This is a genomic window from Tamlana sedimenti (assembly GCF_038148895.1).
Lineage (GTDB): Bacteria > Bacteroidota > Bacteroidia > Flavobacteriales > Flavobacteriaceae > Tamlana.
In genome coordinates this window covers 1426364-1438132 of sequence record NZ_JBBVGQ010000001.1, presented here as the reverse complement: position 1 = coordinate 1438132, position 11769 = coordinate 1426364, and the positions used below count along the sequence as shown (strand labels likewise).

The window sequence follows — 11769 nt, the reverse complement described above, 5'->3', positions numbered from 1 at the left end:
TAGTCCATAGGATGTTCGCAATGGTCAAAAATCAAAAATTATATGATTTTAATTTGCAAATGTCATAGATATCATTGTGGTTTTGTGCCACACCAAAATAAAAGTATAAATAAAACGGCTGAATTTCGGCGGAAGAATCTTGCGGATGATTCCACAACGAAATCATAGCCGAGACCGTTAGCAGCAATTTGAACTGACCTATAAAGAATGAAATACTTCATAACATTAATATTACTCATTACAATTTTGACTTACGGACAAATAATGGAAACTGAATTTCCTCTTGTACTGAATTTTGCATTGGTTGTTTCAATTTTGCTAACAACAGTTCTTTGGGAATATTCTGTTCTGAATAAAAACTATGAATCCGACTTTAAAATGCGAAGTCAAAGAAAGGTAATTGGCATATTTGAATTAATAAACGCAATTGCTTGGACATTGTTACTGTCTTTTAGCAATGACAGTTATAAAGATGTAATATTCTTAATTTTAATATTTTGGACATTTCCAGTAACTGAATTGATGATGTGGCTCATTTACAAAAAGAAAAAACCATTTACACTTTTCATCAAAGACAATGAACTAATTTTAAATAAACGTTGGAATCAAAAACGGAATCTGACTGAACTCACTCAAATCCAATTTGACCGATTTAGTAAAAATTTAAAACTTGATTTCAAATCAAAATCTGGAATTTCAATAAAAACAACGGAATACAAAACTGACGAAATTAAAACTCTATTAGGAATTTTAATTGAGAAATCTGAAAATGAAGTTTTCATTCCGAATAATTATGAACCGAAAATAAAAAACAGCTGCTAACAAAGTGTATAATTAATTGCGGCTGAATTTCCTCACCGGAAATTCAATCTTATTAATTATCTTTTCACAACATCGGAAAAGAACTCGCGTCCTTTTCCCGCAAAAAATCATACACAAATACGTTAGGTGTCATTTGAATGAAACATTTTGCAAACATCATATTACTGCTTCTGATTTTAACTTCTTGCCAAAACAAAAAGGAGAATAACGGAATTGCCAAAACTGAACTAAAAGAACAAATCAGTGAACCGTATTCGAACATAATCCTTTTTGACAATTTTGACAATGAATTAATTCTTGACACTATTTCAGAAAGAAGGGAATCGCAATTTTCACCAGTTTATATTGGACAAATAATGGATTCAATTGAATTATGCTATAAAACTTCAAAAATCGGACATAGAATTGAGGATGTTGATTGGGGAAAATATAGAAGTCCAAAGGCAACCGACTTAAATATATTCATTGACACAACAAAAACAATCGGATTTCCAATGTGGATTTGGGAATATTATAAAGCACCTGAACATCGCGCAAATAAAAAGTCATATCCTATCTTTATTAAAAACCAAAGTTCTGACACTTTGAGTATCGGATTTGGAGATGTATTACCTATGCTGACAGAAGCACAAGACTCGATTGGAAATTGGAAACAAGTTGAGAGACAATTTATATATGATTGTGGAACAGGTTTGACTGAATTCTATCTTCCACCAAATCAAATTGCAATTTCTGCTTTGAGACAAAACTATGGAACGAATAAAACAAAATTTAGAGTACGATTTCGACTTGGAGAAAACGAAATTTACTCGAACGAAATAAACGGAAAAATCAATAACTGAATAAAAAAAACGCCACCTAACAATGGCTATAAGTAATTGCTTGCTCTCGCCTACTTCTGAAAATCCTCGCGGATTTTCAGTTTGGTGTGTACTTGCAAAGTTAAGTGCTAAACCAAGCAACTACTCATAGCCTAGACCGGTGGCAATAATTTGGAAATGATTCGAATTTGGTGTATATTTACATCAAATTATTAGATTATGTCGAGACAAAGTATATCATTTACAAAGCCGAACGATGAATGGCTAAAATCCCAAGTGGACAATAAAGAGTATTCAAGCAAAAGCGAGTTAGTTAACGATTTGATTAGACAAGCCCGAAAACAGCAAGTTCAAATTGACTGGATTCGAGCTAAAATTGAAAAAGCTGAAAATAGCGGATTTACGAATGACAGTAAAGAAAATATTTTAGCTCAATCAAAGTCTTTGCTAAATGGCTAAATACAAATTGACAAATGAAGCGAAAAATGACTTGATACGGATTCATCATTACGGAGTTGAAAAATTTGGAATGGCTCAAGCTGACAAATATTTCGAATCGTTTTTTGAATATTTCGACATTATTGCCGAGCGACCTTTTTCATTTGAATCGGTTGACTATATAAAAAAGGGATATAGACGATGCGTATGTGGTGTTGATAGTATTTATTATAAAATTAACGAAAACATTGTCGAAATAATAGCAATCGTCGGAAGACAAGATTTGATTGAAAAATTATAATTGAATAATAAAAAACTGTTTGTAACAATGGCTAGAGTAATTGCTTGTTCTCGCGTACTTCTTAAAATCCTTGCGGATTTTCACGCAACGAAACCAGAGCCAAACCGCAAACACCATCCTGCAGTATATAACTTTGCCTATGATTCATTGCGTTCGCGATAAAATCGCTCTATGGGTTGTTTAAGGCCATTCTAGGCATGATAAGAATTTTCAATTACTTTTTAAGTTCCAGTTTTTCGGCAAAGTAATCGCAAAAATCTTTCATTGTGGCCGTCATTTTTTCATCTTGCGTGGCGCGGTTAAAGGTGTCGCTCATGGCCACCAAGGTTTGATGGAAAAACACCTTCATTTCATCAACCGGCATATCTTTGGTCCATAAATCTATGCGCAAGGTTTCTTGTGCTTTGGCATCCCAAACGGCCAACATCATGGCCTTGGCCTCTTCATTGGTTATACCGCCATCTTGAGCCGTCCAATGTAATTTTTCAGGCACACGGTTTTCATCCAATTCAACGCTAAGCTCTATTTTTGAAGTTGTATTTTTTGCCATTATTTACGAGGTTTAAATTTTGAGTTGTTAAAAATGTCTTCGCTGCTTTTAATCAGCATATCCTTAAAGGACACATCATTGTTTTCCATGTAAGCACGTACAATTTGCCAACCTATGTATTGCCCTAATCGCCCTGGCGAATCAGTATCTATTTCTTCCAAATAAAACTTGGTAAATGGCGCAGGATTTATAAATCGGCCAGGAAGCTGGGCATCTGTGCTGTATAACATTTCGCGCTCAACAAAATAACGCCAAATATAGCTTTCGTTGGCTATGGCCCAATCCATTTCGGCATTGCTGTACCCTATTTTTTCGGCATCGGTTTTGAACGGGATGACCTTGTCTTTAAAATAAAGGAGTTTACCGGTGTAAACCATTTCATCCAGCAAGCTTTTTCTTTTGGGTTGAAAAGTGAATTTCTCGGCATAGGCATTGGCCAAATCAACAGCAATTTGCTCCTTTTTCAAATCTGCTCTTAAATATTTTGGAATGGCACCGTAAAACTCATGGTCGCTTCCCAAATATGAATCTAAGGCAATCACCACGATGGTATCGGTTACTATAACCCTATTTCTGTAATCTACATCGTTGGTTACGGTAATAACTCTTGGCTCACTAAACTCTGGAAAATAATATTTTAAATGGTTGAACAACGATTCAATTTCAACTTTGGTGTCCTTAAAATCAGCAAAAGCCTTTTTGGTCTCATTGAATAACTGCATTTGCAATGTATCTGCCTTTTTTGCCAACCAAAACGAGTCTGTGAATGTTTCGGAAAACATGAATGGGTAGTCCGCTTTTAATTTGGGAAGGCTTTGGGCATCTACTTCGGCAAAAAGTCTATCGAAGCGTTCTATTTTAACTTGGGTGTTTATTTTGGCTATTTCATGTTCCGTGGCACTATCATTTTTACAGGAATTTAAGACTAGCCCGAGCAACAGAACATATAAAACAGATTTCATGCAAAACTTAAACGTCATAAATTTTTATAAATTGAGCGTATAGGTTATTTTTGTTTGCAAAGGTACTATTCTTAGAATTAAATTCATTCAACATGCAAACAGAAAAAGTTGTAGATTTTATTGTAAAATGGCTTAAAGATTATGCCACAAATGCAGGTGTAAATGGTTTTGTAATTGGTGTTTCGGGTGGTATCGATTCCGCTGTTACTTCTGCCCTATGTGCCAAAACGGGAATGCCTCTTTTATGTTTAGAAATGCCCATTCATCAGGCTCCGACACAGGTTAGCAGGGCCATGAACCATATTGATTGGTTAAAATCCAACTTTGAAAAAGTAAGCATGACACAGGTTAACCTAACCCCTGTTTTTGATAGTTTAATTGATGCTTTACCCGATGTTGACAACGAAGAAGACCGTTTTATGTCGTTAGCAAATACACGTGCTAGATTGCGCATGACCTCTCTATATTATTTTGCTGCCCTGGAAGGACTTTTGGTTGCTGGCACTGGCAATAAAGTTGAAGATTTTGGCGTTGGCTTTTACACAAAATATGGTGATGGCGGTGTGGATTTAAGCCCGATTGCCGATTTGCTTAAAACCGAAGTTTATGAAGTGGCCAAATTTTTAGGGATAAACCAAGAAATTATTGATGCAGCCCCTACTGATGGCCTTTGGGGCGACGACAGAACTGATGAAGATCAAATTGGGGCATCCTATCCAGAACTTGAGTGGGCCATGAAAATGGATGGTGAAGGAAAAAAAGCAGATGATTTTGAAGGCCGCCAAAAAGAAGTCTTCAAAATTTACAAGCGTTTTAATAATGCCAATAAACACAAGATGATTCCTATACCTGTTTGCGAAATTCCCAACAAATTTAAGTAATTGTTGTAGGATGCTTAAAAAAGTATTACATTTATGGCAAGCTTATTCTCTCAACCCTACTATCTCTCAAAATAGTTTAAAAAAAAGCTTTTCATTATGATTAAATTATTAATAGCAGACAACCACCCAATTACGAGGAAGGGACTAGAGGTTCTTTTTTCGGCGACTCCCAACATAAAAGTTGTTGGAAGTCTTGACAATGGCGAAGCCATTTTAGAATTTTTAAAGAAAAATCAGGTAGACATTGTTTTAACCGAAGCTGATTTGCCAAAACTTAACGGCTTAACATTGCTTCGTTATTTGAAGAATGACTTTCCTGATGTTAAAACCATTATTTTAAGTGCACAACCCGAGGAAGTTTATGCCATTAACGCCATTAAAGCCGGTGCCAACGGATACATAAACAAATCGGAAAACGTCATCACCATAAGTGAGGCCATCAGTAAAGTACACGATGGAGGCATTTACTTAAGTAACGATTTAACCCAACAGTTGGCTTTTGGAACAAGAGTTAACAAAGGGGGCACTTTTTACAAGAAACTTTCTACCCGTGAGGCCGAAGTATTAAAACTTCTTACCATTGGTAAAAAGAACAAGGAAATTTCAAAAGAACTAGACATTAACGAAAAAACTGTTAGTACCTACAAAGCGCGTTTAATGCGCAAATTAAAGGTTACTAACTTAGTAGATTTAGTAAATCAGGCTAAATTAAGCAAAGAGGTATCATAATACCCTGTTTAATTTTCTAGAGAGAAGCATTTTAAGACCCGAATAGTCCTTTACTTCTTCAAGTACATCTCTATTCGAGTCTTTTTTATTTTGTAGCGTTTCTTCCTGAAACCCCTTTACCTTTTGATCTATTAAAAAGCAGCGTAAACTCAAAATGGTTTCGCTAACCAGTTGGGCCACGGTATTTGTTTTTTCCTTAGGGAAAATATTCATCCTGTTCCAGTTATCTAATGAATAACGCTCATCTTCCATTAAAATAGTAGTTATCTCGTTGGCCATATCTTGGTCAACTGAATTAATAAAGGTTTTTAAATCAAACTCAGTATCCTGGCTCAACCTATCTATAATCGTGTAATACAAGGTTTTAAACTGTGGATTTGAAAATTCCATTTCGTCGTCTTGCAAATCCAGATATATTTTTTCAAACACTTTAGCTTGGTGGATTACGGGCTCTAAAACCAATTCGCTCTTTTCATTTTCCTTATAAACAAAATCTTCAAAATCTTCTGTTCTATTTCCATAAAGCAATAAGACTTCAATAATTTTTCTTTCCAGCACATATTGCACATCAACCTTTTTTACGGGCTGTTGGTGTTTGATGACTTCAAAAGCTTTATGCTCGCTTTGGTACTTTTTATTTTCTTCTTGAAATTCCTTTTTATTGATTTGCGCCAAAGTACTGAATAGGACATCTTCACTTATATCCATAATCCTGGCACATTCCTGCACATAAATTTCCTTTTTTATACGGTCTGGAATTTTAGAAATACTGTTAACGATATCCCTTACCGTCTCTGCCTTTTTTATAGGGTCGTTCTTTGATTCCTCATACAATACTGAAGCCTTAAACTGAATAAAGTCTTTGGCATTTTCAGTTAAATACAAAGTGAGTTCTTCAAGCGTATTTTGTTTTGCAAAACTATCTGGGTCTTCACCTTCAGGAAATGAACAGACCTTAACGTTCATGCCTTGCTCCAAAATCAAATCGATACCTCGCAATGAGGCCCTCATGCCTGCAGCGTCGCCATCAAAAAGCACGGTAATGTTTTTGGTGAGCCTATTTATTAACCGAATTTGCTCCGAAGTCAATGCCGTACCCGAAGACGACACCACATTTTTTATTCCTGTTTGGTGAAACTGGATAACATCAGTATACCCTTCAACCAAATAACAATTATCTTCTTTGGCAATACTTTGCTTGGCATGGTAAATACCGTAAAGTACCTTGCTTTTGTGGTAAATATCACTCTCTGGGGAATTCACATACTTAGCCGCCTTTTTGTCGTTGATTAAAATACGACCACCAAAGCCCAAAACACGGCCACTCATACTTTTTATCGGGAACATAACACGACCCTTAAAACGGTCAAAACGCTTATCGTCCTTTACGATAGTGAGTCCTGTTTTTTCTAAATAATCGATATTATAACCTTGCTTTAAGGCTTCATCTGTAAAGGCCTGCCACTCGTTCAATGAATAACCTAAATCAAACTTTTTAATGGTTTCTTCGGTAAAACCACGTTCTTTAAAATAACTCAAACCTATGGATTTGCCCTGATCGGTTTTGTGCAATATCTTTTGAAAATAGCTATTGGCAAATTCACTTACTAAATAAAGGCTTTCGCGTTCGTCGGCCTTTTCTTTTTGCTCTGAGGTTTGCTCCGTTTCCTCCAATTCAATATTGTACTTCTTGGCCAAATACCTAATAGCTTCAGGGTACGTAAAATGCTCGTGTTCCATTAAAAACGAAACCGAAGTGCCCCCCTTGCCTGTTGAGAAGTCTTTCCAAATCTGCTTCACCGGAGACACCATAAAGCTTGGTGTACGCTCGTCACTAAACGGACTTAAACCTTTAAAGTTGCTACCGGCTTTTTTAAGTTGAACAAAATCACCAATAACCTCCTCAACCCTGGCGGTTTCAAATACTTGGTCTATGGATGATTGTGATATCAAATTATTTGTTTTGGTAAAAAAGAAGTTTGATTATTCAAATTTAATCCCCCTCATTAATATGATCAGAAATGCACGTAAAAGTAATATATTTTATAAATTTATAAAGCCCTATGAGACTAAACGTATAATTTAGTTGAAAATCTTCCACATGACATTAATCATGTTTTTTCTTGACCGCTTAAAGTAACTTATGCCTGTTTTTTAAAACCAACTACAGTTAACTCAAAATTAAAACATTTATGGAAGCACAAGCTAAAACATCCAACTGGTTAAGAATTATATTGGGATTATTTCTAATTATATATGCATTAAACCAATTTGTTCATTTTATACCGTTCACTTACGGCGACATGCCCGAAAACACGAGACATTTTATTGATGCCGTTGCCCACTATTTACCCTTTTTATACATCTTTGAAATTTTAATTGGACTATTATTGATTATTAACAAATGGACGCCTTTTATTTTAATTGTGTTGTTTCCGTTAACTATTTCATTCTTGGTCTTTAACATATCCAATAACGACTTAATTAAAATTTGGCCAGCAGTGATTGTAGCCTTTTTAAATGTATTGTTATTGTTAAATTACAAGAAAAAATACCAGCCTTTGTTTAGCTAAAAGTTTAAAACAAACATAAAACCCTCTTTTTTTTTTAAGAACTAAATGGCCGCTTTCATATTTGGGAGTGGCCATTTTATTTTGTTATAAATGCAGGCTAATCTTCTTTTTTGGAATTTTATAATTATTTACATCTTAAGTCAATAAAATCATATTATAGATTTTGAATCATTTATAATTATCCTTGAAAAATCCACGCCTAAAATTAATTTATAATAGAATTTTTATTATATTTTAAAGATTAATGAATTTTATTCAAGTAAAAGCCGAATTGATTGAATTTGCATTAGCAATTTATTAAATTTGATAAGATATTATTAGTCTATGGAAAACAACACTCTTTTCTCATCTTATGATAAGCTTCCTAAAACGTGGGACGAAATGTACAATGACGAAGCTAAATGCAGAACTCAATACGAAGGCTTTGTAAAATATCTTGAAGGCACCACCGCCGAAAAACTCACAAAAAAGGAAGACTTATCCAAACAATTATTCATGAACCAAGGGGTAACCTTTACGGTTTATAGCGATAACGAGGGCATTGAAAAAATATTCCCTTTTGATATTGTTCCAAGAATTATTACTGCCAAAGAGTGGACTAAAATTGAAATGGGCATCAAGCAACGATTAAAAGCGTTAAACCTTTTTATAAAAGACATATACCACGATCAATTCATTATAAACGACGGCATTATTCCTGCCGATTTAATATACTCTTGCCCTTATTTCTTAAGGGAAATGAAAGGTGTAAAAGTCCCCTACGATGTTTACGTCCATATTTCTGGGGTTGATCTTATTCGAAACAACGATGGTGAGTTCTATGTACTTGAAGATAATTTAAGGACACCTTCTGGGGTTAGCTACATGCTAGAAAACCGTGAAATTTCAAAACGTTTATTTCCAGGTATTTTACCAAAAAGTAAAGTTCGCTCAGTTTCTGAATACCCAAATATGTTGTACAAAAAGCTCAAGGAACTTTCCGATAAAGCGAATCCAAATATTGTTCTTTTAACCCCCGGCATTTATAATTCTGCATATTACGAACATACTACTCTAGCAAGGTTAATGGGTATTGAATTGGTAGAAGGCACAGACTTGGTTGTAAAAAACCATATTGTTTACATGAAAACCACCAATGGTTTGCAACAAGTAGATGTAATTTACAGACGCGTTGATGACGATTTCTTAGATCCATTAGAATTTAATGCGAAAAGTGTTTTAGGTGTTGCTGGTATTATGGCCGCTTACAGAAAAGGAAATGTTAACATTGTTAACGCGCCGGGCACTGGTATAGCTGACGACAAAGCCATTTATACGTTTGTACCCGATATGATAAAATATTACCTTCAGGAAGAGCCTATCTTAAAAAATATTGAGACGTACCAGTTGGGAAAACCTGAAGATTTAGAATATGTTACCAAGAACGTTAGAGATATGGTAATTAAAAAAACCGATGGCAGTGGTGGTTACGGAATGTTAATGGGTCATGAAGCCTCAGATAAAGAAATAAAAGAGTATCTTGACAACGTAAAAAAGAAACCTGAAAACTTTATTGCCCAACCCATTTTAAAACTTTCTACGGCCCCATGTTATATTGATGGCAAACTATCTCCTAGATGTATTGACTTAAGGCCTTTTGCCCTATCTGGAAGAGATGGAATTGACATTTGCCCCGGTGGTTTAACAAGGGTCGCTCTTAAAAAGGGATCTTTGGTGGTTAACAGTTCACAAGGTGGTGGCAGTAAAGATACTTGGGTAATAGATTAAAACGCATAACTAGTAATAAGTAAAATAATATATGTTAAGTAGAGTAGCAAATAACCTAATTTGGTTAGAAAGGTACATGGAACGCGGAAATGGAATTTTAGGTTTACTCAAGGTAAATTTTTATGCCAACCAAGACTCACCAGAGTTGTTCTCTTGGTCACCGATTATTAGAAGTTTTACCCCCTATGACAATGAATTTTACACCGAAGACCCTCTAGAATGCATAGAATTTATGGTGTTCAATACCGAAAACTCAAACTCTATTTTAAACATTGTAACCAGGGCTAGAGAAAATGCAAGAAGTGTACAAGAGCATATTTCAAGAGAACTTTGGTTATGCATAAACAGCTATTATTTATATCTTACGAACAAAAATTTACCAAAAAAATTAAGGGAAGAAGACCCAGTACAATTTCTTGAAGATTTAAGACGGTTTCATTTAATTTTTAATGGTACTAGTGATATTACGCAAGAGCGAGGACCTTCTTATTATTTTATGAACGTTGGTAAATTCTTGGAAAGGGTTATGTTAATTTCAGATTTTACAGCTTTAAAACTCCAGGAAATTGCCAATACTTCCGATAGTTTAGAAAAAAGCTTTTATTGGAAAAATTTGCTTTTATCCATTGGCGGATATCAACTTTATTTAAAAACGCACAAATCGTCTTTCAATGAAGATCACGTTATCCAAATGGTCTTTCAAGACAGGCTATTTCCAAGATCCGTTTATTACTGTATTGAAAAGTTAAACAGACATATTAATAGGCTTATTGAAGCAGGACAACTTGAAAGGAATAATTTAGAATTTTTATTGGGGAAATTGGAGAGCCAAATAAAATACACCACCATAGAAAACATAAATAACATTGGATTGGGCAATTTTATTGATGGCATAAAAGAAGACATCAGAAACATATCGCAAAACATTAACGCGGTGTACTTTTCCCAAACATAATTAAATACCGTCATGGCTACTTTTTTTATAAAACACATTACAAAATACACCTATTCCGATAAGGTTATAGATGGTGCTACATTTATAAGATTGCACCCAGTTAACGATGCCTTTCAAAAGGTGAACTCGCACTTTCTCTCCATTACCAATAACCCATTTATTGAAACATTTTATGATTTTTTCAATAATAGGGTAGGCACCTTTATGGTTACTGAACCTCATTATGAACTTAATATAATTTCTGAAATTGAAGTAGAAACCAGAGGCAGGTTATTCCCTGATGGTTCTGTTGATAATGAAAGTCAATGGGAAAATTTAGAATCCATCAAAAACAATGTAGAATTCATTGATTTTTTAAGACATAGACCATTTGAGGGAAGTCAAGAAGTTTCTGAACTTATTAAATCAAAAAAATTGAAATCGAAATCACCATATCAAGCAGCGTTGGAACTCTGCGAATATGTTTACGAAAACTTCGCTTATAAAAAAGGGATAACAAATGTAAAGAGTGAACTAGATGAAATTTGGAAATTGAAGGCAGGTGTTTGTCAAGACTTCACCAACATTTTGTTGCAAATGGTAAGGATGTTAGGCATCCCAGCAAGATACGTTAGTGGATACATTTGTACCACTGATGAAATGACTCGAGGGGATGGTGCCACTCATGCTTGGATTGAAGCCTATATTCCGTTTTATGGTTGGTTGGGTATAGACCCAACAAATAATGCCATTGCCGATGAAAACCACGTAAAATTGGCTATCGGAAGAAACTATAATGATTGCTCGCCAGTAAAGGGTGTATTTAAAGGTAATGCTGAATCAAAACTGGAGGTTTCTGTTGAAGTTAGAACCGAGAAATACCAAACAACTAACAAACCACCAGTAAATGCTAGTTTAGATAACAGCAACAGTTTTCAACGTAATTTGGAATTGAGGCAAAAACATCAACACCAGCAACAACAGCAATAAC

Annotated in this window: 13 protein-coding genes; 10 read left to right on the top strand and 3 right to left on the bottom strand. The window is 34.8% G+C overall.

What is annotated here, in order from left to right:
- Positions 1-207 precede the first annotated feature (207 nt).
- The 4 genes from WJN01_RS06300 (at position 208) to WJN01_RS06285 (ending at position 2382) form a co-directional block, all read left to right on the top strand.
- Positions 208-822 (top strand): hypothetical protein, encoded by a 615-nt coding sequence (locus tag WJN01_RS06300; RefSeq protein ID WP_445196279.1) that lies wholly within the window; start codon positions 208-210, stop codon positions 820-822.
- Between the two features lie 137 nt (positions 823-959).
- Positions 960-1664, top strand: a complete 705-nt coding sequence (locus WJN01_RS06295) for a hypothetical protein (RefSeq protein ID WP_445196278.1) — start codon at positions 960-962, stop codon at positions 1662-1664.
- Positions 1665-1862: 198 nt separating this feature from the next.
- Complete coding sequence (locus WJN01_RS06290; RefSeq protein ID WP_250434359.1) at positions 1863-2102, top strand: ribbon-helix-helix domain-containing protein; 240 nt, start codon at positions 1863-1865, stop codon at positions 2100-2102.
- Positions 2095-2382 carry a type II toxin-antitoxin system RelE/ParE family toxin gene (locus tag WJN01_RS06285; RefSeq protein WP_445196277.1) on the top strand — a complete coding sequence of 96 codons (288 nt, stop codon included), beginning with the start codon at positions 2095-2097 and terminating at the stop codon, positions 2380-2382. The genes WJN01_RS06290 and WJN01_RS06285 overlap by 8 nt, the downstream gene beginning before the upstream one ends.
- Positions 2383-2596: 214 nt before the next feature.
- Here WJN01_RS06285 and gldC read toward each other — a convergent pair whose 3' ends face one another.
- Both gldC and gldB read right to left on the bottom strand, forming a co-directional pair.
- Positions 2597-2932 carry a gliding motility protein GldC gene (gene gldC, locus WJN01_RS06280; protein ID WP_445196276.1) on the bottom strand — a complete coding sequence of 112 codons (336 nt, stop codon included), beginning with the start codon at positions 2930-2932 and terminating at the stop codon, positions 2597-2599.
- Entirely contained in the window at positions 2932-3894 is a 963-nt protein-coding gene (gene gldB, locus WJN01_RS06275; protein ID WP_445196275.1) for a gliding motility lipoprotein GldB, read from the bottom strand. The genes gldC and gldB overlap by 1 nt, the downstream gene beginning before the upstream one ends.
- 92 nt (positions 3895-3986) lie before the next feature.
- Between gldB and nadE the strand changes: the two genes are divergently transcribed.
- Together nadE and WJN01_RS06265 are read left to right on the top strand one after the other, a co-directional pair.
- Positions 3987-4775 (top strand): NAD(+) synthase, encoded by a 789-nt coding sequence (nadE, locus tag WJN01_RS06270; RefSeq protein WP_445196274.1) that lies wholly within the window; start codon positions 3987-3989, stop codon positions 4773-4775.
- Positions 4776-4871: 96 nt separating this feature from the next.
- The gene (locus WJN01_RS06265) at positions 4872-5504 is read left to right on the top strand and encodes a response regulator (RefSeq protein ID WP_445196273.1); all 633 of its coding nucleotides are present in this window, start codon (positions 4872-4874) and stop codon (positions 5502-5504) included.
- Here WJN01_RS06265 and dnaG read toward each other — a convergent pair.
- Entirely contained in the window at positions 5499-7457 is a 1959-nt protein-coding gene (dnaG, locus tag WJN01_RS06260) for a DNA primase (protein ID WP_445196272.1), read from the bottom strand. The two genes, WJN01_RS06265 and dnaG, sit on opposite strands and share 6 nt — an antisense overlap.
- Positions 7458-7696: 239 nt before the next feature.
- Here dnaG and WJN01_RS06255 point away from each other — a divergent pair, with 239 nt between their 5' ends.
- The 4 genes from WJN01_RS06255 (at position 7697) to WJN01_RS06240 (ending at position 11768) form a co-directional block, all read left to right on the top strand.
- Positions 7697-8077, top strand: a complete 381-nt coding sequence (locus WJN01_RS06255) for a hypothetical protein (protein WP_445196271.1) — start codon at positions 7697-7699, stop codon at positions 8075-8077.
- Positions 8078-8401: 324 nt separating this feature from the next.
- On the top strand, positions 8402-9844 hold the full coding sequence (locus WJN01_RS06250; protein WP_445196270.1) for a circularly permuted type 2 ATP-grasp protein: 1443 nt from the start codon (positions 8402-8404) through the stop codon (positions 9842-9844).
- A gap of 31 nt (positions 9845-9875) precedes the next feature.
- A complete protein-coding gene (locus WJN01_RS06245) occupies positions 9876-10799 on the top strand; it encodes an alpha-E domain-containing protein (RefSeq protein WP_445196269.1) in 924 nt (307 codons plus the stop codon).
- A 12-nt stretch (positions 10800-10811) separates the two neighbouring features.
- Entirely contained in the window at positions 10812-11768 is a 957-nt protein-coding gene (locus tag WJN01_RS06240) for a transglutaminase family protein (RefSeq protein WP_445196268.1), read from the top strand.
- Position 11769: the final 1 nt, after the last annotated feature.